At 49.6% G+C, this 22013-nt stretch carries 19 protein-coding genes; 7 read left to right on the forward strand and 12 right to left on the reverse strand.

Annotation, left to right across the window (positions count from 1 at the left end):
- Nucleotides 1-4: 4 nt before the first annotated feature.
- Nucleotides 5-2674 carry an ATP-binding protein gene (locus IEX02_RS09040; RefSeq protein WP_188693485.1) on the forward strand — a complete coding sequence of 890 codons (2670 nt, stop codon included), beginning with the start codon at nt 5-7 and terminating at the stop codon, nt 2672-2674.
- Here IEX02_RS09040 and IEX02_RS09045 read toward each other — a convergent pair.
- The 3 genes from IEX02_RS09045 to IEX02_RS09055 form a co-directional block, all read right to left on the reverse strand.
- Nucleotides 2671-3408, reverse strand: coding sequence for a MipA/OmpV family protein (locus tag IEX02_RS09045; protein ID WP_188693489.1), 738 nt, complete (start codon nt 3406-3408; stop codon nt 2671-2673). The genes IEX02_RS09040 and IEX02_RS09045 overlap by 4 nt on opposite strands.
- 131 nt (nt 3409-3539) lie before the next feature.
- Complete coding sequence (gene yaaA, locus IEX02_RS09050) at nt 3540-4313, reverse strand: peroxide stress protein YaaA (protein WP_188693492.1); 774 nt, start codon at nt 4311-4313, stop codon at nt 3540-3542.
- Between the two features lie 104 nt (nt 4314-4417).
- Nucleotides 4418-4600 carry a macro domain-containing protein gene (locus IEX02_RS09055; protein ID WP_268237404.1) on the reverse strand — a complete coding sequence of 61 codons (183 nt, stop codon included), beginning with the start codon at nt 4598-4600 and terminating at the stop codon, nt 4418-4420.
- A 208-nt stretch (nt 4601-4808) separates the two neighbouring features.
- On the opposite strand from IEX02_RS09055, the gene tal reads away from it, so the two are divergent.
- Nucleotides 4809-5762 carry a transaldolase gene (gene tal, locus IEX02_RS09060; protein WP_188693496.1) on the forward strand — a complete coding sequence of 318 codons (954 nt, stop codon included), beginning with the start codon at nt 4809-4811 and terminating at the stop codon, nt 5760-5762.
- Between the two features lie 102 nt (nt 5763-5864).
- Nucleotides 5865-7508: a glucose-6-phosphate isomerase gene (gene pgi / locus IEX02_RS09065; protein ID WP_188693498.1), complete on the forward strand. Its 1644-nt coding sequence runs from the start codon at nt 5865-5867 to the stop codon at nt 7506-7508.
- Nucleotides 7509-7547: 39 nt separating this feature from the next.
- Here pgi and IEX02_RS09070 read toward each other — a convergent pair whose 3' ends face one another.
- Together IEX02_RS09070 and IEX02_RS09075 are read right to left on the reverse strand one after the other, a co-directional pair.
- Nucleotides 7548-7976, reverse strand: coding sequence for a GNAT family N-acetyltransferase (locus IEX02_RS09070; RefSeq protein ID WP_188693502.1), 429 nt, complete (start codon nt 7974-7976; stop codon nt 7548-7550).
- A gap of 162 nt (nt 7977-8138) precedes the next feature.
- On the reverse strand, nt 8139-9509 hold the full coding sequence (locus IEX02_RS09075; protein ID WP_188693505.1) for a sensor histidine kinase: 1371 nt from the start codon (nt 9507-9509) through the stop codon (nt 8139-8141).
- A 237-nt stretch (nt 9510-9746) separates the two neighbouring features.
- Between IEX02_RS09075 and IEX02_RS09080 the strand changes: the two genes are divergently transcribed.
- Nucleotides 9747-9917: a DUF3545 family protein gene (locus tag IEX02_RS09080; protein ID WP_188693508.1), complete on the forward strand. Its 171-nt coding sequence runs from the start codon at nt 9747-9749 to the stop codon at nt 9915-9917.
- A gap of 58 nt (nt 9918-9975) precedes the next feature.
- Here the strand turns inward: IEX02_RS09080 and ung are convergent, their stop codons facing one another.
- The 5 genes from ung to IEX02_RS09105 all read right to left on the reverse strand — a co-directional run bounded on the left by ung (nt 9976) and on the right by IEX02_RS09105 (nt 16031).
- On the reverse strand, nt 9976-10635 hold the full coding sequence (gene ung / locus IEX02_RS09085) for a uracil-DNA glycosylase (protein WP_188693511.1): 660 nt from the start codon (nt 10633-10635) through the stop codon (nt 9976-9978).
- Nucleotides 10632-11912 carry a threonine synthase gene (gene thrC, locus IEX02_RS09090; protein ID WP_188693515.1) on the reverse strand — a complete coding sequence of 427 codons (1281 nt, stop codon included), beginning with the start codon at nt 11910-11912 and terminating at the stop codon, nt 10632-10634. The genes ung and thrC overlap by 4 nt, the downstream gene beginning before the upstream one ends.
- A 2-nt stretch (nt 11913-11914) precedes the next feature.
- Nucleotides 11915-12871 carry a homoserine kinase gene (gene thrB / locus IEX02_RS09095; RefSeq protein WP_188693517.1) on the reverse strand — a complete coding sequence of 319 codons (957 nt, stop codon included), beginning with the start codon at nt 12869-12871 and terminating at the stop codon, nt 11915-11917.
- On the reverse strand, nt 12871-15330 hold the full coding sequence (gene thrA / locus IEX02_RS09100; RefSeq protein ID WP_188693521.1) for a bifunctional aspartate kinase/homoserine dehydrogenase I: 2460 nt from the start codon (nt 15328-15330) through the stop codon (nt 12871-12873). Before thrA ends, thrB begins: the two co-directional genes overlap by 1 nt.
- A gap of 308 nt (nt 15331-15638) precedes the next feature.
- The gene (locus IEX02_RS09105; protein ID WP_188693523.1) at nt 15639-16031 is read right to left on the reverse strand and encodes a response regulator; all 393 of its coding nucleotides are present in this window, start codon (nt 16029-16031) and stop codon (nt 15639-15641) included.
- A gap of 78 nt (nt 16032-16109) precedes the next feature.
- On the opposite strand from IEX02_RS09105, the gene aceK reads away from it, so the two are divergent.
- A complete protein-coding gene (aceK, locus tag IEX02_RS09110) occupies nt 16110-17828 on the forward strand; it encodes a bifunctional isocitrate dehydrogenase kinase/phosphatase (protein WP_188693525.1) in 1719 nt (572 codons plus the stop codon).
- Here aceK and IEX02_RS09115 read toward each other — a convergent pair.
- Nucleotides 17825-18217, reverse strand: coding sequence for an MAPEG family protein (locus IEX02_RS09115; protein ID WP_188693528.1), 393 nt, complete (start codon nt 18215-18217; stop codon nt 17825-17827). The two genes, aceK and IEX02_RS09115, sit on opposite strands and share 4 nt — an antisense overlap.
- A 69-nt stretch (nt 18218-18286) precedes the next feature.
- Between IEX02_RS09115 and IEX02_RS09120 the strand changes: the two genes are divergently transcribed.
- Both IEX02_RS09120 and IEX02_RS09125 read left to right on the forward strand, forming a co-directional pair.
- Nucleotides 18287-19174, forward strand: a complete 888-nt coding sequence (locus IEX02_RS09120; RefSeq protein WP_229702167.1) for a 1-aminocyclopropane-1-carboxylate deaminase/D-cysteine desulfhydrase — start codon at nt 18287-18289, stop codon at nt 19172-19174.
- 122 nt (nt 19175-19296) lie between these two features.
- Nucleotides 19297-20088: a DUF748 domain-containing protein gene (locus tag IEX02_RS09125; protein WP_229702168.1), complete on the forward strand. Its 792-nt coding sequence runs from the start codon at nt 19297-19299 to the stop codon at nt 20086-20088.
- Nucleotides 20089-20142: 54 nt separating this feature from the next.
- Here IEX02_RS09125 and IEX02_RS09130 read toward each other — a convergent pair whose 3' ends face one another.
- Complete coding sequence (locus tag IEX02_RS09130; protein WP_188693531.1) at nt 20143-21954, reverse strand: diguanylate cyclase; 1812 nt, start codon at nt 21952-21954, stop codon at nt 20143-20145.
- Nucleotides 21955-22013: the final 59 nt, after the last annotated feature.

Here is a 22013-nt window from a genome sequence, read left to right on the forward strand (position 1 = left end):
CTCAGTGCCCAGCAGCATTAAATCTCAGTTTTTACTGGCTTTGAGCCTGCTGACAGCACTTATCCTGGCGAACAACCTGTTCTCGCTGCGTACCCAGGACAGCTTTGAGGAAAATCTCGACAAAATACGCTTATCGGTAGCCAACCAAACTCTGATTAGAGAGCTAGAGCGGGATATTCTGGATCTACAGCGTATGCTGCTGATTTTCAAAGAATCTCCCAAACAAGCCAATGCGCATCGTTTTAAGCTGGTTCTCACCAGGCTGGATAACAATCTCGATAAACTGTTTGACGTGTCGCTCCCTGCGCAACTGGCTGAGTTTCCCCTGCAGATGACCAACAAACTGGCCGAGTACCGGCACAGTTTTAACGATATCAAGCAAAAGCGCCAAGCCAGGGACAAGATTCAAAATCAAATCCTAACGCCGCTTTTTTTCCAACTGGAAAATCAACTACACGATAAGGCTCATGAGCAGGGTACAAATAAAGACAATGTCGCAATAATCGATTCATTGCGACGCCATCTGCACGCTGCAGAAACCGCCTATCTGGGCTATTTACTGCATCCCGAATTTACCGATGTATCGGAGTTCAGTCGCCAGCTTCAGGCATGCCGGGAAGTGTTATTACAATGGCCCACTGCACCAGCAGACTTAACCCTCTTGATAAGCGACCTGGAGCAAGGGTTCAGCGAGCTACAAGAGCTGACCAGTGACTATGTGTTTCAGGTAAACATTCTGATGGCAGGATCGGTGGCGGAATTTCAGTATATGACCAGAGAGCTAAATCTGTGGCTCACCCAAGAACAGGATAAAACCGGTCAGCACGTGCTGGCAAAAGCCAAACAAAGTCGTCTGTATGGTTATATATTCTCCCTCACCGGCATTCTGTTGGCCGCCCTGGTTGCGTTGTATTTTTCTACTCGAATTACCCGCCCGATAAACCAGTTAACCAAAGTTTTTCACAAGTTAGCCAGTGACCAGCCAGTGGAACATATTCCGCAAACCGGCCGCGATGATGAAATTGGCCAGTTAGAGGTAGCGGCCGATGTATTTCGTAACAGAAATGAACAAACCCAACAGCTGTTGCTGCAAACAAGGGAACTGTTGGAACAGCAGGAATTGATGAATCAGGAACTGGAGCAGGCAAAACAGAAGGCCGAAACGGCGACAACATTGAAAAGTATTTTCCTGGCGAACATGAGCCACGAAATACGCACCCCGATGAACGGCATTATCGGTCTGGTGGAACTGCTTCAACAAACCCAGCCCGACGAATTGCAAAAGAACTATCTGAACAAAATTGCTCAATCTTCCAATATCTTACTTAGCCTGATAAATGACATTCTGGATTTTTCCAAGATAGAAGCCGGCAAACTTCGTATTGAAAATATTCCATTTACAATGGACTCATTGATAGACAATGTCCTGGCCAATGCGAGCATAAAAGCCCAGGAGAAAAATCTTAAGCTGGTTTTCCATGCCATGGCGCATGTACCAGCAAGATTAGTTGGCGATCCGCTGAGAATCACACAGATTTTGTTAAACCTGACCAGTAACGCCATCAAATTCACAGAGCTAGGGCAAATTAGTGTGCGTTTTGACTGGCAGCAAGATAGTGACAATCAGGGCTGGCTGATATTGGAGGTACAAGATACCGGCATAGGCATAGAGGAAGCCAAGTTGGCGGATATTTTCGACTCTTTTACCCAGGCTGACGGTTCCACCAGCCGCCGCTATGGGGGGAGCGGTCTGGGTTTATCCATAGCCAAACATTTGTGTGAAATGATGAACGGCCATATCGAGGTGAGCTCAACGCCAGGACAGGGCAGCTGCTTTAAGGTAACACTGGCCATAGACCTGGCGCCTGACAGCACCCCGTTACTTTGCTCTGAGGCCGGGAAATTCAGTGGTCGTCTGTATTACCTGTGCAAGGAGCAGGATCCACTGCTGGCATTGGATTACCTGCAAACCCTAGTCGGGCAATGCCGTCTTCTGCCTTTTAAACAGGCAGAAAGCCTGACCGAATTAACCCCAGATGACGCATTATTGGTTGATATTCGTCAACCCGAGCAATACCAAATATTAACCAACATGTTGGAAGCGTGCCAAAACCGAAACATCAGAACCGGACTGATTTTTAGTAGTGCAACCCAAAATCGTTTGCACCATCACAAGACGTTGCGTGACTCATATTACCTGGCCTGTCCATACAGTCCTGCGGATGTAAGACGTTTTATTCAGCATTTACTCAATCCAGACTCAAGGCTACCAAGCTACTCAACAGAGCCCCTCCCGCGAGACGATCTTGAGGGGCACTTACTGTTGGTGGAAGATAATCCCATTAATCAGATGGTCGTGGGCGAAATGCTCAAGCTGATTGGCTTGAGCTATGATGTTGCAGAAAACGGTCACCAGGCCTTGAGTAAGGTCATCAATTCTCCCCATTATGATGCAATCTTAATGGATGTGCAGATGCCCTTGATGGATGGCTACCAAGCCACCCTGGCCCTGCGGGAGAAAGGGGTCACGCTGCCCATTTGTGGTTTATCAGCCAATGCCCTGCCGCAAGATTTACAGCGCGCCAAAGATGCCGGAATGGATGACTACCTGACCAAGCCCATCCGCAAAGCAGCGCTCTATCAATGTCTGGCCCGCTACCTGCCTCAAGCCTAGAATTTGTAGCTAAGCGCTGCCATGATCTGGAGGTCCCGGTCTCGTCCAACGATGGGCGAGTCTTTTATCTCACTGTCGTACTCTGTCCATTTTGCGTTGCTGAACAATTGCCAGTTGGCATCCAACTGATACATCAATGTCGCAGACAAATAGGGGTTTAGCGCCCCATCGGGGGAATACGCAGGAAAGTACGCGGACTCACCACCGTCCACACCATAGTAATAATCAATGGTTTTATCATCGGCATACACCACCCCCAACTCGGCTTTTAGCATCAGCCCTTTGGCCAGCACAAATTGCCGGTTAAGCGCGGCCTCCAGGCTAAATCCTTTGGCATTACCTGTTATGTCATTGGCCACAGACAGGCTACTGTTGGCAAAACCCAGGTCTGTTTCCAGCCGCACCCCCGCCAATACCGAGAATTTACGCTCCTTCAAAGAACGCATATAGTCCGTATCAGCCTCATCTGGATCAAAAAAGTCAAACCCTGGGCGTACAAAAGCAGCAAATTTAAAGGCCTGATCTTCATAAAGATCATAGCTGGCTGACACCCCACTAAAATGGAAGTTTTCACTGTCGTAACTCACCAGCGGTACCACAAAAGTATCGCTGGACTCTCCCAGGTACGGAGATGTTGCCGTAATCACACCGACCCCCAAACCCCATTGTCCGTCGGCGAAAGCCGGCATGCTACCGGCCATAGCGATGCACAAAGCTACTGTGCGTATTGGCATTGTTGAATCTCCGTTTAATCTCAGCCCGCAGCTTAACAGTGGCAAGCAAGGGCAAGTTGTTAAAAACTGTATCCAATTTGTATTTGGATCTAGCTTATACAGACAAAGCGCAGACTCGGATCTCTAAGGGCTTATTGCTCTTCGCGCAGAAACACCAGCTCAGTGGCCGAAGATTGCGCCTCGCTGAACTGATACCCGCCAAGATTAAAGGCTTTCAGTTGCTCTACTTCGGTCAGACGTTGCTGCAATATAAAGCGAGCCATCATGCCTCTGGCTTTTTTGGCAAAAAAGCTGATGACCTTATATTGCCCACCCTTGGCGTCTTTAAACACCGGCGTGATGATCATCCCATCCAAACTTTTAGGTTTTACTGACTTGAAGTATTCGGTGGATGCCAGGTTGATCAGTACATTATCCCCCTGCGCCTCTAAGGCCTGGTTTAATGCCAGAGTGATACGTTCCCCCCAGAACTGATACAAATCCTTACCTTTTGGATTCGCCAGCTTAGTGCCCATCTCCAAACGATAAGGCTGCATCAAATCAAGGGGTCTTAATAAGCCATACAAGCCGGACAAGATACGCAAGTGTTGCTGTGCATAATCCAGATCGTCCGCATTCAGACTAGCCGCATCCAAGCCACCATAGACATCGCCATTAAAGGCCAGTACAGCTTGTTTGGCATTATCCGGTGAAAATGGCACTGACCAGGAATGAAAACGCTCAGTGTTCAGATGTGCCAGCTTGTCACTGATATGCATCAGACTACCGACCTGGGCCGGTGATAAATCACGACAAACGCGAATTAGCTCGCTGGCTGGTTGCAGCATGTCTGGTTGAGTAAATGCACTCACATGTGCAGGTGTGTCGTAATCCAGGTTTTTTGCGGGAGAAAGCACTATTAACATATCAATTCGGCAGTTACTGCATTGTGGGCGCTACTATATCCAGCAGGATGGTGTCGGGCAAATCCATGTCAGCGATTCGGCTGATAGAAAGAACCGATACAACATCAATCATTATGAATGATATATCTGGCAGGTAAGCGGAATCCGGGGGTTATTTTGGCTTGTCCGGTGTGGCAACCTCCCAGGGTTTTACAATAAGCCAGCAAGTCCCCACCGGCGGCTCTATGGATAGCGCCGTCCACCCCACCGCCACCAAGTAAAGTGCGATTAGCGGCATTGATAATCACATCAACGTGATTTTTACTGTCATCCCCTGTGCCTTATACCCTGAAACCGATACACTTAGCCGCAAGTTTAGCGTGCCCGCCTTATACCGGGATCGCCTTCCCGTACCGGCCTTATCACAAAAGTCTCGGTATCAATCATAATTCGTAATAGAGACAATGTTCATTTTGTTGTAAATTTACGAAATAAACTTTCAAAACAGAGGATCCCATGGCAAATCAACTGGAGTCTTTAAAGAAAATTACCACTGTGGTCGCAGATACGGGCGACATCGAAGCGATTCGCAAATATCATCCCGTTGATGCCACGACCAATCCTTCATTAATGCTCAAAGCGGCTTCCTTGCCCCATTATCGCGAACTGATCGAAAAGTCTGTGGCCTGGGCCAAGCAACAATCCAGCGACGCAGAACAGCAGCTACTGGACGCTGGTGACAAGCTGGCCGTCAGCATTGGTTGTGAGATCCTGGGTATTATCCCTGGCCGCATCTCTACCGAAGTGGATGCCCGTCTGTCTTTCGACACTCAGGCCACTATCGACAAGGCGCGTAAACTGATCGCCTTATACAAAGAAGCGGGTGTTGAGAAAGACCGAATCCTAATCAAAATCGCGTCAACCTGGGAAGGTATCCGTGCCGCCGAGCAACTTGAGCAGGAAGGCATCAACTGCAACCTGACCCTGTTGTTTAGCTTCGCCCAGGCCCGGGCTTGTGCAGAAGCCGGCGTGTTTCTTATCTCCCCCTTCGTGGGTCGTATTCTGGATTGGTACAAAGCCAATACCGATAAGAAAGACTATGCACCGGCAGAAGATCCCGGCGTGCAATCCGTTACCCAGATTTATCAATATTACAAAGAACACGGCTACAAAACCGTGGTCATGGGTGCCAGCTTCCGCAATACCGGTGAAATTACTGAATTGGCCGGTTGTGACCGTCTGACTATCAGCCCCGATTTGCTGGAACAGTTAGCCCAAACAGACGCACCGCTTGAAGTGAAGCTGCAGGACAAAGGCGCCACCAAACAAGCCGGTGAGCGTATTAGTGAAAATGACTTCCGCTGGCAAATGAACGAAGACCCGATGGCCACCGAAAAGCTGGCTCAGGGAATTCGCAGTTTTGCCGCTGATCAGGTGAAGCTGGAAACTGTGCTCAAAGGCTTTTTCTAAAAACACCTGATGATCCTGCGCCCGCCACCTGCGGGCGCACCTATTTCTAGATTCAGGCCAACACTCAAGAGAGTGTCGGCTCGCAGGAAACATGGAGACAAGATGACTAGCCTGACTCAAACCGACAACTGGCAACAGTTGCAATCCCTGGCTCAAGGCCTGAACGGCCAACATATGCGTGACTGGTTCAAACAGGATGATACACGGGCGCAACGTTACACCAGCCAGGCCTGTGGTATTGAATTGGATTACTCCAAAAATCTGATCAACGACGAGATTCTAGCGGCTCTGTATGGCCTGGCAGAGGCGCGTCAGGTCAGTGCCAAACGTGATGCCATGTTTGCAGGCGACATCATCAACCACACGGAAGGGCGCGCCGTATTGCATACCGCGCTGCGCAACTTCTCCGGTCAACCGGTTTTGGTCGATGGTCAGGATGTGATGCCCGAAGTACTGGCTACACAGGACAAGATCAAAGCCTTTGTCGAGCGTATCCATAGTGGCAGCCACAAGGGCTATACCGGCAAAGCCATTAAGCATATTGTCAGTATTGGCATCGGCGGCTCATTCTTAGGCCCGAAAATCATGTTTGAAGCCTTAAAGCCTTACTGGTATCAGGACATCAAACTGCATTTTGTGGCGAACGTTGATGGCTGTCATATCCAGGATGTACTGGCGGGGCTTGACCACGAAGACACCCTGATAGTGATGTCATCCAAATCCTTTACCACCCAGGAAACCTTGCAAAATACCCTCACGGCTAAGGCCTGGTTCCTGCAAGCCGGCGGCACCCAGCAGGATATTGCCAAACACTTTATCTGCGTATCCTCCAACATCAAGGCCGCGGTGGACTTTGGCATGGACGAAGACAACATCTTTCCCATGTGGGATTGGGTAGGCGGACGTTACTCCTTGTGGTCGGCCATTGGCCTGCCGATTGCCTTGGGCCTTGGCTATGAAAACTATCGCCAGTTGCTTGAAGGGGCGTATGAGATGGACCGCCACTTTGTTGAAGCCCCCGCAGAACAAAACCTGCCGATGCTGATGGGGTTACTCGGGATCTGGTACACCAACTTCTTTGCTGCCCAAAGCCACGTATTGTTGCCTTACTACCATTATTTGCGTGGCTTTCCAGCCTATGTACAGCAATTAGATATGGAAAGTAACGGTAAGTCCGTAGCCGGTGATGCCGAGCAAGTGGATTACGCAACCGGACCCGTTATCTGGGGTAGCGAAGGCACCAACGGTCAGCATTCTTTCCACCAGTTGATTCACCAGGGTCAAGTGCTGATCCCGGCTGACTTTATGCTGCCATTGAATGTACCGAACCAGGACGATACTCATCATGCCATGCTGGCCTCCAACTGTTTTGGCCAGACCCAGGCATTGATGCAAGGCAAAACCTATGATGAAGCCTATGCCGAGTTGGAAGGTAAAGGACTAAGTGAAGAAAAACGTCACGCCCTGGCAACCCACAAAACTATGCCAGGCAACAAACCCAGCAATACGTTGCTGTTCTCTCAGCTTGACCCTAAAACCCTGGGTTCACTGGTCGCGCTGTATGAACATAAGGTGTTTGTGCAAGGTGCCATCTGGGGCGTGAACTCTTTCGACCAGTGGGGTGTAGAGCTGGGTAAAGTGCTGGGAAATAACATCCTGGCCAAACTCACTGACCGCGATGCCGCATTGGATTTTGATGCCAGTACTAATGCCCTGATAAGCCGTTTCAGGGCCGCCAATCAGTAAGACGAGCAGCACAAAAAAGGCGGGATAACCCGCCTTTTTTTACGCCTGATGCCAGTGCATATGAATTTCTTCCTCACCGGAATGCGCACAGGTTTTACGTTCTGTTTCAACAAAACCATGACGCTGATAAAAACGATGCGCCGCTTGATTCTTTGCATAAACCGCCAACGACAAAGCCGGATATTGAGTCTGTAAAAATGTCAGTAACTGTTGACCTATCCCCTGCAACTGACAGGATTTGTCCACAAACAAGGCGGGAATAAATCCCTGATGATGACAAACAAAGCCCGCTAACTGACCATCCAGACAAAACACCCAAGTATCCGCACCCGGCAGATACACCTCTTGCATATTGATTTTCTGCGCCGCCCAAAAACTGGCGGGGATAAAATCATGGGCTTCCACTGAAGCTGTATACCAGATAGAAGCCAGGGTGGGAAAATCGTCCTTATTTGCAACTCGAATCATAACTGCCTCCTGGCATAACAACAGCCGGGCCGATAAAACCCTCCGACAACAAACCTGCATAGATACCGTTTAGCCGCAGGCGTCCCCGTCAGAAGCGCCCCTGATTTACCGGCACAAACAGCCTATCAAAGACAAAGGCTAGAAGACGTAAAAAATTGTGAGTTAGTCTACCCGTAATGGCAGGATAAGGCGGAACAACGTCCCTTTACCTAAGGTGGACTCTACGGCCATCTGCCCTTTTAATTTGGCGGTGACCAGATTGTAGCAAATGGACAACCCCAATCCCGAACCACCCTGGCCACGTTTAGTGGTAAAAAAGGGCTCAAAGACTTTCTTCTGTATATCGGCTGGCATCCCTTTGCCATTGTCGCCAAAGCAGAGCTCAACCTCTTTATCCCCTCGGGGAAGCAACTGAATTTGAATCACATTATTCGTGCCGTTGTGGAAAGCATGCTGACTAGCATTATTCACCAGATTGGTCAGCACCTGAGCTAGGGCCCCCGGGTAGCTATACATACGAATATTGAGGGGGTTGAGCAACTCAAAGCTGATGTGTTTAGTCTTTAGAATAGGCATCAGGCTGGACATCACTACCCGCACATATTCACCTAATTCAAACTCCGTCAGCGCCAGATTATGCTGATCTACGGCAGTTTTCTTAAAGTTTTGGATCAACTCTGCTGCCCTGGCCAGATTCTGGTTAATCAGATGCAGTGACTCATCCATACTACTGAGTTTATTGTCTAAACTGCTGCGCGTTAGCTTATTGTCTTCAACCTGACGGTGTAACTCCTGCAATTGCAATTGGCAATGACTCGCTGCCGTGACGGCCACACCTAAAGGGGTATTCACCTCATGGGCGACACCGGCAACCAAACTGCCAAGACTGGCCATTTTTTCATTCTCGACCAATTGCTGCTGGGCTTGTTTGAGGCTGACCAGGGTTTTCTCCAAACTGGCGGTGCGTTGCTCAACCAGGGACTCCAGCGATTGGTTGGTCAGCTCCAGCTGTCTGGCGTAATCATTTCGCTCCTTAGCACTTATCGCCCTGCCCACCAAATCCGCCATCGCAGCGGCAAAGCTCATTTCATCTTCGCTCCAATGCTTGGGCTGACCAATATGCTCACAGCAAACTATGCCCACCATTCTACCCCGGTGGCGAATCGGCATATCCAACATAGAAGCAATACCAAGGGGAGCAAGATAACCTTCGGCAAACTCTGCGGTGGCAGAATGGGTCAGCGCATCTTCGGCCGAAATACAACGTTCTTCATCCAGGGCAGCGAAGTAGCGAGGGTATTGACTGCGGGTTAACAGCAAGTCTTCATAACGAGCCTGCTGATGTAAATCGATCAGCAGCGAACAACGGATGCCATCCAATTTTTCATCGCGCATCCAGATACCGGCCCGCTTAACACTTAGTCCTTTTAACAAAGACTGTAAGATCAGCTCTTCGGCTTCACGCATGTCTCCTAAATCTATACGGTCAGATTTAGAAACCTCCAGCAATAAATTTTCCAGCTTAAGCAGCATTGAGCTTCCAGGTTGACTGTCATAAAAGTCTCAAATAATCCGTTTATCCTAACCGAGTTGGTACAGCTTGGTAAGCTTCTTGCCTTATCTAACTGAATGTTTTTTCGACATAACCTGGCTAAAGCTTATGTCATTAAAACTTCAAAAAATGTTAATAAAAGGTAACAAAAGTTGTTCTAGTTTAGCAGTGGTTGTGATATACCCTGTCTTGCGGTAAACAAAAAAAGGAGATCTCCAGTGGATCAGTCAGATTTGATGTCAATGCTCGACATAGAGTCCCGTCCCGCCAAGAACAAAAGCAAAAAACGCAAATGGAGAGAGATCGAAGCCATTCAGGATCAGTACCGGCTTCGCCGTGAACTGGCCGAATTGGACTTGCTCTTGGATGAAGAGCTGAGTGAAGCCTAACTAAAAAAGCCCTGCTATTGCGGGGCTTTTTTATTTCTCAGCAAGGCTTAGTCCAGCATCAGACCTGCCAGTTAACCGGGCTTAAACCCTGTTGCGCCAGCAGCTCGTTGGCCTTGGAAAAGTGTCCACAGCCAAAGAAGCCTCGGTGTGCAGAGAGTGGACTGGGGTGCGGAGCCATCAGTACATGATGACGCTGTCTGTCGATAATGGCGCCCTTTTTTTGTGCATGGCTGCCCCATAATAGGAACACCAAACCATCACGATGCAGATTGAGTTGTTCAATAACCTTATCGGTGAATCGCTCCCAACCAATTTTGGCATGAGAATGAGCCTGTGCCTGTTCTACCGTCAACACAGTATTCAGCAACAATACTCCTTGCTCAGCCCAGCTTTGTAAAAAGCCATGCTCGGGGCGCTGAAAACCGGCAATATCCTGCTGCAATTCCTTGTACATATTGACCAGCGACGGGGGCGGCGAAATACCCGGCAGAACCGAAAAACACAGTCCATGGGCCTGGCCAGGGCCATGATAAGGATCCTGGCCCAGGATCACGACTTTAACCTGCTCAAAGGGCGTAAACTTAAAGGCATTAAACACATCGGCCTGAGGCGGGTAAATGGTTTTACCCGCGTCCCGCTCGGCCTTTACAAAGTGCTGGATCTGCTGGAAATAATCCTGCTGCTTTTCCTGACCCAGTACATCCTGCCAACCTGTCACTTGTTCACCAGTTCAAACAGGGTGGCTTTCAATTGCTGATAATCATTGGCTAAGGTCAGTGATAAGCCTTCCTTACCTGCGCAATCGGCCAGTTCATGGGGCAGGCTGATAGGCTGGCCAAGCACATTCTCCACAGTATCGCGGAATTTGGCCGGGTGCGCGGTCCCCAGGAAGATACCGGTTTGGCCTGGTTCCAGATGACGCTTCAGTGCTTTGTATGCCACGGCCGCATGCGGCTCGCTGACATAGCCAAGGGACGCCAACTGACGCATCGCTACTTGGGTGTACTCTTCATCAATAGCATCGGATTGCAAAATGGCTTTATCCAAATACCCTTGTTCAAACAGTGCCTCAATACGCGGCCAGTTATTAGGTTGACTGACATCCATGGCATTAGACAAGGTTGCAATGGTTGGCTTGGGCTGCCACTGGCCGCTACGTAAATAGCGTGGCACAGTGTCATTGAGGTTGGTAGAAGCCACAAAGCCCTGGATAGGTAAGCCCAACACCTTGGCAAACATACCGGCCGTCAGGTTGCCGAAGTTACCGGACGGAACGGACACCACCAGATTATCGCGATTCTCTAACTGGGCTACGGCCTCAAAGTAGTAGCAAATTTGTGCCAGCAAGCGACTGATATTGATGGAGTTGGCAGAGTTCAGATGCAAGCCAGTTCTGGCCTGTTCATCGTCAAAGGTGGTTTTCACCAATTGCTGACATTGGTCGAAGTCACCTTCAATGGCAATAGTGTGGATGTTACCGCCTAAAGTGGTAAACAGCTTTTCCTGCAGCAAGCTAATCTTGCCCTTGGGATACAAGATCACCACCTGAATATTTTCCAGGCCATAGAAAGCGTGAGCAACAGCCGCCCCCGTATCCCCCGAGGTAGCGGTCAGGATAGTGATTTTCTCCCCTTTGGCCAGTTCTGACAGACACTGAGCCATAAAGCGGCCACCAAAATCTTTAAAGGCCAGCGTGGGACCGTGGAAAAGTTCCAGACAGTAGATATTGTCTTCCACCTTGGCCAGCGGCGCAGAAAAGTTAAAGGCATTGGTGACAAGCTCTGCCAGCCGCGCCTTGGGGATCTCATCGCCAATCAGGCGATGCAGAATCTCGGCGCTACGCTCGGCCAAAGGCATGGCCAATAACGCTTCAATGTCATCAAAGGTGGGCAGGTGGGCAGGAAAGAACAACCCCTGGTTTTTGCCCAGCCCTTGTTTTACTGCCTGGCTGAAACTCACTCGTTCGGTGGTTTCCTTTAAGTTGAATAATTCCAAACTTATACCCTTGTTGCTGTTGACCCTTGTGGGTCCAATTGACAGATATGGCTGAAGCCGTCGTTGTTCTGAATATAGTGTTCACTCAGCCATTGATTAATTCGTTGTGCCGACTCCAGATTGTCGCATACGGCAAAGACCGTCGGTCCGGAACCAGAGATACCAAACGCCAGCGCTTGATTGTCACCGGCAAATTGCCTGGCCTCATCAAAGCCGGGTAACAGGGCTTTACGGTAAGGTTCGGCGATAACATCATGCATAACGCTGGCCGCTAATTGGCGGTCGCCGGTATGCAAGGCATGTACAAACACGCCCAGTTGTCGGCCAAAGGTCAGGGTATTTTTCAGACTTACCTGCTGGGGCAGGATCTTGCGTGCTTCCGAGGTAGACACTTTGATGCCGGAGTAGCACACCACCCAGTACCATTCTTCAAATACCGGCAACTGAATAGCGATGCGCTGTGCCTGTTCGGCCATCAACACCAAGCCGCCCAGATAACAGGGTGCGACATTATCGTAATGCACACTACCACTAATCTGACCTTCCAGTTCCCCCATCATCAACAGCATTTCATCCGCGTTAAAGGGATCGCCATAGAAGCTGTTCAGTCCGTGCAGCGCCGCTACAACCGAACTGGCACTGGAGCCCAGGCCACTGCCGATGGGCAGATTTTTATACAGCACCATGGCACAGGGTACAAGCCCCTTTTGTCGCTCACTCAGTTTACTGACAAAATGCTGATGGCAGTGGTAAAGAATATTTTGCTTAGGATCGCTGGGCAGTTTGTGAGCAAAATGTCCCTTTACTTCAATATCAAACTGCTCACTGGCATACACCTCGACTTCATCACCTAACAGGCTGCCGTCGATGGGCTTAAGGGCAGCGCCCAACAAATCAAAGCCCAGACTTACATTTCCGGTTGAAGCGGGCGCATAGGCCCTCACCATGTCACTACTCATTATTCTTGCTTCCACGGCATAGTACGCAGCACATCGGCAAATACCCCGGCTGCCGTTACTGCAGCACCGGCACCATAACCTCTGATCACAAAGGGAATGGGCTGATAATAGTGGCTGTGAATAGCCAGGGCATTTTCCCCATCTTTCACCACATACAATGGATGCTTCGCGTCCACAGCCTGAATACCCACTTTACACTGGCCTTTTTCAATACTCCCCACATAGCGTAGCACCTGACCTTTTGCCTCGGCTCCCGCCTGTAGCTGACGATACAGACCGTCCAAGCCGCTTAATTTATCCATAAATTCGCTGACAGAACCAGATGCATCGAAGTCGCTGGGTAAAATTGACTCAATTTCAATATCAGCCAATTCCAGCTCCAAGCCGGCTTCACGCGCCATGATCAGTAGTTTACGCGCTACATCCATGCCGCTCAGATCATCCCGCGGGTCGGGTTCTGTATAGCCTTTTTCTCTGGCAATATCTGTTGCTTCAGACAGGCTTAACCCCTCTTCCAGCTTGCCAAAAATAAAGGACAATGAACCGGAGAGGATGCCCTCAAAGCGAATCAGTTCATCACCGGCGTAAATCAGTTTTTGCAGGTTATCGATAACCGGCAAACCTGCCCCCACTGTGGTTTCATACAAAAACTGACGGCGGGTAGTCTGCGCGGTGTCTCGCAACAGGTTATAAAAGGCCATATCCTTGGTATTGGCTTTCTTATTGGGTGTCACAACGTGGAAGCCAGCTTGCAACATATCCAGGTAAAGATTGGCGACGCTATCACTGGTGGTGCAATCAATCACCACTGGGTTAACCAGGCTGTTGTCCTGAACAAAAGACTCTAGCGCTTCGAGCGAGAACGCCTGCTGGCTTTGCCCCAGAGCATCGCGCCAGCCGTTTTCCAGATCGATACCTCCAGATTGCAGCAACAACGCTTTGCTGTTGGCGACACCATAGACCTTCAAACTAATGTTGCGTTCTAACAACTGCTTTTGCTGGCGGGCAATCTGACTAAGCAACTCTCCACCTACTGTGCCACAGCCTATCAGGAAGGCGTCGATAGTATGAAGGTTGGAGAAAAAATTCTGATGCACGACCTTCACGGCCTCCTTGGCTTTGCGACTTTCTATTACGGCAGAAATGGAGCGCTCTGACGAGCCCTGCGCAATAGCTACGATATTGACTCTGGCCTGAGCCAGAGAACTGAAAAATTTGGCGGCCAGCCCTTTGACCTTACGCATACCGTCTCCCACCAGGGTAACGATGCCCAGATCCTGGCGCATTTCGATGGGTTCCAGCAGTTGATTTTCCAATTCAAGGCGGAACGCATCTTCCAGCAGCGCTAGGGCGCGACCGGCATCTTTATTGTGGATACAGAAACTGATGCTGTATTCACTGGATGACTGGGTAATAAGACTGATAGAAATATTGGCGTTGGATATTACTTCAAACACCCGGCTGGCCATACCTACCATGCCCTTCATACCAGGCCCCGCCACGTTAAACATGGTCACATCAGACAAATGGGAGATACCTTTAACGCTAGTCCAGACCGTACTTGGCTCATTACTGATCAGGGTACCAGGCGCAGCAGGATTAAGGGTATTACGGATCAAGCAGGGGATATGATACTGGGCAATAGGACCAATGGTTTTCGGGTGCAACACTTTTGCGCCAAAGTACGACAGTTCCATGGCTTCCTGGTAAGTTAGCTTATCCAGCAGTACCGCACCTTCCACCTGGTTAGGGTCAGCGTTGTAAACTCCATCCACATCTGTCCAGATTTCACAGCACTGGGCATCAATACAAGCAGCCAGAATTGCGCCGGAGTAATCCGAGCCATTGCGGCCCAAAGTCACCTTCTCGCCTTTGTCATTGGTGGCCACAAATCCAGGCATAATCAGCAGTACAGAGCCGTCTTTAGGAATATCACCAAAGCGGCTGCGACTTTCTGCCACATCGGCAATGCTATCCAGATAGTCACCTTCAGCCAGTACATACTGAACCGGGTCGATAATCAGGTTGTCATACCCCAGCGCTCCCACCAGCTTGCTGAAAATGTTCACGCTGACATATTCACCCAGGCTCAAGATTTTTGCCGTGACCGCATCCGGACTGCAATGAATCAACTTGATGCCATCGAGGTTGCGATGTAACTCACTAAGCAGCGAATCAATGTAGGTAAGCAGGCTGGCGCCGTCAAAACCACTAATCTGGTCGGTCAGATCGTGCACAATGCCTGTCAGAGTGTCGGTCAGCTTTGCAAAGAGTTCCTGATAATCCTGTCCTGCTACTGCCATATCAACCAGTGACGACAAGGCGTTGGTTACGCCTTTGGGCGCAGACAAGACCACTGCTGCACCGGTGTCCTGGTGGGTTGGCAGCACAATATCTTTGACCATCAGATAGCGCTTAGCATCTGCCAGCGACGATCCCCCGAATTTCATTACCTTCATTTGCTGCTCCTAGATGTTATGAGCCCGGCCTTTAAAGAACGGGACTTTTCTACCGGACCCTGAGCCCTATAAAAAATCAAAAAAAAACCCGCTTCCTGTGAGGGTCGCGGGCTTGTTGTTTTTCTTTTGCGCACTAGCCAGCGACCACCAGTCTTGTGGTGGTAATCATCATGGTGGTGGTGGTGCGACGAATAAATTTCATGCGTTTCAATTTGCCGTATAGACGTCTATATGTCAAGACGTAATTCCTTCTCATGGCGTCAGACCTTGCCTGACATTTATATCAATTAGTTATTAAACCCATGAATTTACGTCTTTATAACTAGACGCTCGGGCCTGTACAAGCCAAATCCCTGCAAGGTTTTTAGCAACCTGAGGTTGTCAACCGGCTTGGCAATAAAGTCCAGCGCCCCCAATGCCATTACCCGTTGCTGCATCTGTGGTTGAATATCCCCTGAAATCACTACCACAAATACCTCGATTCCTTCAGCCTTTATCTGCTCTAGTACCTCGACACCGTCCATTTCTGGCATCGTCAGGTCTAATAGCAGCAAACCAAACTGCTGGCGACGCAAGCTATCCAATGCTTCTTTACCATTGCTGGCAAAGCTAATCTCTATATTCCAATCCTGGGGTAAGGCACGCTGAGCGGCCTTACGCGCCAACATAGAGTCATCGCAAATCAATACAGGAAATCCCATCTTTGTTCCGTTATTCTCGTTATTGTTGCAGAACTATCGTGTCGTTAGACAACGTCCATTATTTGTGAGGAAACGCCCTTGTCGTCCCCTTCTACCGCCCGAATCGCCTATCAAATTCTCAAAGGCTTTGAAAAAAGCTTTCGCTGGTACAGTCGCATTACCAGTGCGGCCCGTGACCGTTTTGAGCAGGCCGACTGGCGCGCGGTTCAAAACGCCGCCCGTGAGCGTATAGCCATATACGATCAAAGCCTGTCCGAGGCGGTCGCAGAGATCTACCAAAGCTGTCACCCACATAAACAGGAACAGCAATTTTGGCGAGAACTTAAGCAACATTACCTTAAACAACTTGATCATCATGGGCAATTTGAATTAGCCGAAACCTTTTTTAACTCCATCATTGGCAGATTGTTCCGGCATCAGAAAATTGACGATGAGATGATGTTTGTTCTACCCAGCCGCTGTTATTTGCCAGGGCAAGTACGCGCAAATGTTATTAACAGCTTTGATGCCCGAGGAACCATTCGCTCAACCCTCGACGCCATTCTTTCCAACTATAGCTTTCGCCTGGCCTACGCAGACCAGGAACGTGACCTGCAGCATCTTGAGCGCTACCTACGAGACAGTTTTTCCACGTCAGAATTGGCGGCAATACATAAAGTAGAGATTCTGCAAAACGTGTTTTATCGAAACAAGGCGGCTTATCTGATAGGACGTATGTGCACTGCCGACAAACACATTCCCTTTGTTATTGCCCTGATGCATGACCCGAAGGGTGGCTTGTGTGTGGATACGCTGTTAACCGACCGCCATGATCTCAGCGTGCTGTTCGGTTTTGCCCGCTCCTATTTTATGGTCGACACGCCGCACCCTGCCGAAGTGGTGGCCTTTTTACAAGAATTACTCCCCAACAAAAAACACTTTGAACTGTACATTGCCCTCGGTTACTACAAACACGGGAAGACAGTGTTCTATCGTAATTTTCTCCACCATCTGCAACACAGCGATGACAGTTTTGAGGCCGCTCCTGGCATCAGAGGTCTGGTGATGGCGGTGTTCCATTTACCTTCTTACGGGGTGGTCTTCAAAGTGATCAAGGACGAGTTTGCTGAAAGCAAAAAAATCACCCGAGAACACGTCAAGGATTGCTACCGGTTAGTAAAAATGAGCGACCGGGTTGGCCGCATGGCCGATACCCATGAATATATGAACTTTCGTCTGCCCAGACACAGAATAAGCCGTGCGCTACTCGAAGAATTGCAGCAAGTGGCAGCCAGCAGTATTGAGTTGACCGAAGACGAGGTGATTATTAAGCACCTCTATATTGAACGTAAGATGACTCCCCTTAACCTCTACCTTGAGCAGGAAACCGACGAAGGGAAAGTGGCCGCAGCCATTGAAGATTTGGGCCTGTGTATTAAGCAGATTGCTGCCGCAAATATCTTTCCTGGTGATATGTTACACAAAAACTTTGGCATTACCCGCCATGGCCGGGTGATCTTCTACGACTATGACGAAGTCTGTTATATGAATCAGCGTAACTTTCGTGCTCTGCCGCGCTCAGATGACCCTTATGCGCTGGATACTTTGTCGGTGGCCCCTGACGATGTATTTCCGGAACAGTTCGAACACTTCATCGTGGGTAAGCGACACTTAAAAGAATTGCTTAAGTCCAAGCACCCTGAATTAATGGATCCCGCTTGGTGGCAGAAGGTTCAACAGGATATGACAGGCGGCCTGATTAGAGACGTACTGCCCTACCCGGCCGCCAAACAATTCCGGCATCGTTATCCAACTTAGACACCTTGTAGCGCATGCCACATTAGCGCCACTGAGCAGCCCAGGCCGATAACCCATACCGTGCTGCGCGCCAGATGCCAATCAAGCAGGTAAAATAGGTTGTAGAGCAACCTGGCGGCGATAAAAGCCTGCGCCAAATATTGTGCGTAGCTATCAGCCTGGCCGGTGGCTACTACTGCCAAGGCCCCTGGTGTGAACATTATCAAGGCTTCAAAGGCATTTTCATGGGCCGCTTTGGCACGTGCGCCAAATCCGCTCAGTGTCGCCTGTTGATTGCGGGGGTATCGATTGTCATAGCCTCCAGTTCTGGCCTGTGCGAGGGCAAGCGGGGCTTTGGCAAGCAGCGGTAGTAAGCTGGCAATAAACAAACAGAGTAAAATCATGTACATTGTGTACTCCTCGTTAAACGCCTGAATAGTGTGCCAGATTCATTCACCTTCGCAGCAGAAATTTCTACGTTGCTTAATATAGTTACCCCCTCCGTACTGCAACCCTTGTGTGTTGATTGGGCGGATGCGCGGCAGGTCAGCTTATACATCAAGCGGGATGATCTGATTCATCCGATTATCTCTGGCAATAAATGGCGTAAGCTTAAATATGCCCTGCTAGAAGCCAAACAGAGAGGCGTTGCTGAAATCATCAGCTTTGGGGGAGGTCACTCCAATCACTTGCATGCCCTGGGCTATTGCTGTCATCAATTGGGTATCCAACTACTGGCGCTGGTGCGGGGGAATTACACTGCCAACCCTACGCCCATGCTCAGAGACCTGCAGCAGTGGCATAGCCGGATTATCTATCTGGACAAAGCCACCTATCACAAGCGCAGCCAGCCGAATTTTATCGCCAGTTGGCAAGCTGCCCATCCTGATGCGCTGATTATCCCTGAAGGGGGCAGTCAGGCCTTGGCGCTGCCCGGCGTCGCGGAAATTCTCAGCGAGCAGGAAAGTGACTTCAGTCATCTTCTGGTGCCGGTCGGTAGCGGCGGCACCCTGGCTGGGCTAATCCAGGCACGACAGGCCCGGCACAAGAACGATTTGCGCTTAATCGGCGTTGCCACGCTCAAAGGTGAAGGTTATCTGGAAGGCCTGGTTAATAGTTTGCTGCCCGACTCAGCCTACTCAAACTGGCATATTGAGCATCGTTTTCATTTTGGGGGCTATGCCAAACGCTCCGACGAGCTAATAAACTTCTGTGATACATTTAAGATCCAAACAGGTATTGCCATCGAACCGGTATACAGTGGCAAAACATGCTGGGCATTAAAACAATTGCTTGCAGAAGGCTATTTCCCCAGAGGCAGCCGGATTCTACTGCTGCATACCGGTGGTTTGCAGGGCGCTCGCTAATTACACGCTAATCACCGCACCAAATCTCCCCTTAACTGGCGCTTAGCCCGCCGATTCAGTACGATTAACAGGGTACGCCGCATTTACCGGCGAATTTGGGTATTCATATTTGTAAGGGATAAATGATGAAGAAGATTCTGGTCATACTACTGGTATTGGTTGCGGCCTTTATTGGTGTGGTTTTCTACCTAGTCTCCGGGGTAGACGAACTGATCCGCAGCCAAATGGAGACCCAAGGTAGCAAAGCATTACAAACCCAGGTTCAGGTTAGCAAAGTGGAATTGTCATTTGCCGAGGCTCGAATGAGTATAGGTGGATTTAATGTACAAAACCCCACAGGCTATTCCGATGACAAGGCATTTAGCCTGGGCGAGGTTAAATTAGACTTGGGTACTTCAACCCAAGAGCCTTATGTGGTGGAAGAAGTCCTGATCGATGCCCCCAGCGTTTTATATGAAGTAGACGCCAGCGGCAAAGCCAACCTGGTAGTGTTAAAAGATAATCTGCAGGCCATGCTGCCCAAAGGCGAAGATAAACCAGCTTCAGAGCAAAGCACGGGACCGGCCCCTTTGGTCGCAGTACAAAAAGTGACCGTCAAAGATGCCAAGCTACGTATCAACTTTGAAGCCATGGATACCGGCGAGTTAAAGTTGGATAAAAAGCAGTACGAGCTCACCTTACCGACTTTCCAGTCATCTCCTGTTGGTGTGCCTAACGGCCTGCCAGCCGATCAGGTGGGCAGCGCCATTATGGACAGTATGCTGGACAACCTGATCAAGCAGGCCAAGCAACGGGTGAAAGATATCTTCGAAGATAAGGCCAAGGAAAAAGCCAAAGAGAAAATCGACGAAGAAAAGAAGAAGCTGGAAGAAAAAGCCAAAGACAAGCTTAAAGGTTTATTAAGTAACCAATAACACTGCAACAGCCCGGTATCTTAGCCGGGCTTTTTTGTTCTGGGCGATAGTTTACTAGCCGGTCTTGGCTGGCTGCCATAAGGTGGTTCTATTACGTCCCAGTTGTTTCGATTGGTACATAGCGATATCGGCACGACTTAACATCAGGCTAAGATCCTGCGGTGCATAGCAGCAGTAGCATCCTAAACTGATACTGGTTACCAGTGTTTGTTCATCCACGCTGATTTCCAGCTCAGCGACGGAACGCCTCAACCGCTCACAAAACTGGAAAGCCCCATTCAAATCCTCGGTCTCGGCCAAAATGGCAAACTCCTCCCCCCCAATACGCGCCAATACATCACTTTCTCGAACCAAAGAATGCAAAGCCTCAGCAACCGCCTTTAACACCAGATCGCCACCTTTATGACCCAGCTTGTCGTTCACCTGCTTAAACTTGTCAATATCCACCAATATGGTGGCTAACATTTTTCGGTGCCGGGTCACGTTACTGAATTTCTGTCCCGCCAGCTCTTCAAAGGCACGACGGTTATAAAGCCGGGTCAGGGCGTCGGTACGCGCCTCCTTTTCAGCCAGTGAACGCGCTACCTCAAGCTCCCGGGTTTTCTCTTTAACCTGGTGTTCCAACTGCTCAGAGAAGCTTTCCAACTGCGCCACATAGGCTTCTCGAACCTGATCCCGTTGATTCTTAATCTCCAGAATTTTAAACCCCATACTCACGGCTAGCAGGCACATTTCAATCACCCCGCCTATTACCCCGGTGTAAATGGTTAATGGCTGATGTTCGATAAGCCCCACTTGGCGCAAACCAAACTGAATAAGGATGGCAGTGCCGTAAATAAACCAGGCAAGAGTAAATAACTTCACATTGCGCTTTTTGACCACGCACAAATACAAAGCCAGGAAGGGGATAGTCAGCAACACCGGGCCGGTAAGCATCATAAATGCACCGGCTGCCTTGGCATACCCCAGCAAGCCAAGACCAATGATCACAGGGCCAAATACCATCAAACCACGATAGATCTTACTGGCTACCGGCATCACCAGGTTAAGCTTGAGATAGTCCCGGACAAAGGTCAGCGCGGCAAAATAGTAAATTCCCCCCCAAAACGTTGCATTCCCCACCGGCGCGCCACTGGCCTGAAACAAAACGGCCCAATGGGCGTCCAGATTCATCAGTAGCATGCAAGAAGTGAAAGTGAGCGCGGAATAACTTAAGAAGGTACGTTCACGAATCGCAAAAAATACCAGCAAAGAGAGAAAGGAAAACAGCATAAAGGCAGTATAAGCACCGCCGTAAAGCATAGTCTCCAGGGTTTCATAGCGAACAAAATCTTCTGGGGTCCATAGCGCAAACTGACTGAACAAGCCGCCAAAGGTGGCCTGGATTCTGGCGTAGACGATATAGTTTTGTCCCGTTTTCAGATCAAGGGAAAAAGTTGGTCCGGGATTGGGGAAAGGTCGCTCCCAATAAGGTAGCTCACGGTGGTAATAATGGCTGGACACCAGTTCGCCGTTGCTATCGACCAGGTATAGATCAATGCGAAAGGGACCAGGATCGGTATGTTCGAGAATATACTGGGTTTGTTCGTTATCTGAATTGAACAGTGAAAAGCGCATCCACACTGGATGCGTCAGCACGCCTCTGGACACCTGCCCCTGATAGTCTTGCCACTGCACCTCATTTGGTGCTGCCAGCAGTGATTCTATGCTGTAGCTGTCCGCGTGATCATGCAGGATCTGATATGCATCGTCAGTGTTTTTAACTTGCGCTACATCTAACGCCTTTGGTGGCACTGACGCCCCGTAAGCACTCAGACTGAGCAGCAGAACGCATAAGCCTAGTAATCTGCGGGCAAGTTTGTTCATGCAGCAAATCCTTTAGCATGTTGTGACAGGCTCAACGCTCACCACTATGCCTTTATGAT

Source organism: Bowmanella pacifica (genome assembly GCF_014645355.1).
GTDB classification, from domain to species: Bacteria; Pseudomonadota; Gammaproteobacteria; order Enterobacterales; family Alteromonadaceae; genus Bowmanella; species Bowmanella pacifica.

Bases quoted from the DNA above. Each gene is read 5' to 3' on its own strand.
- IEX02_RS09045 (WP_188693489.1), bottom strand. From the start codon at position 3,408: ATGCCAATACGCACAGTAGCTTTGTGCATCGCTATGGCCGGTAGCATG.
- yaaA (WP_188693492.1), bottom strand. From the start codon at position 4,313: ATGTTAATAGTGCTTTCTCCCGCAAAAAACCTGGATTACGACACACCT.
- tal (WP_188693496.1), top strand. From the start codon at position 4,809: ATGGCAAATCAACTGGAGTCTTTAAAGAAAATTACCACTGTGGTCGCA.
- pgi (WP_188693498.1), top strand. From the start codon at position 5,865: ATGACTAGCCTGACTCAAACCGACAACTGGCAACAGTTGCAATCCCTG.
- IEX02_RS09070 (WP_188693502.1), bottom strand. From the start codon at position 7,976: ATGATTCGAGTTGCAAATAAGGACGATTTTCCCACCCTGGCTTCTATC.
- IEX02_RS09075 (WP_188693505.1), bottom strand. From the start codon at position 9,509: ATGCTGCTTAAGCTGGAAAATTTATTGCTGGAGGTTTCTAAATCTGAC.
- thrB (WP_188693517.1), bottom strand. From the start codon at position 12,871: ATGAGTAGTGACATGGTGAGGGCCTATGCGCCCGCTTCAACCGGAAAT.
- thrA (WP_188693521.1), bottom strand. From the start codon at position 15,330: ATGAAGGTAATGAAATTCGGGGGATCGTCGCTGGCAGATGCTAAGCGC.
- IEX02_RS09105 (WP_188693523.1), bottom strand. From the start codon at position 16,031: ATGGGATTTCCTGTATTGATTTGCGATGACTCTATGTTGGCGCGTAAG.
- IEX02_RS09115 (WP_188693528.1), bottom strand. From the start codon at position 18,217: ATGTACATGATTTTACTCTGTTTGTTTATTGCCAGCTTACTACCGCTG.
- IEX02_RS09125 (WP_229702168.1), top strand. From the start codon at position 19,297: ATGATGAAGAAGATTCTGGTCATACTACTGGTATTGGTTGCGGCCTTT.
- IEX02_RS09130 (WP_188693531.1), bottom strand. From the start codon at position 21,954: ATGAACAAACTTGCCCGCAGATTACTAGGCTTATGCGTTCTGCTGCTC.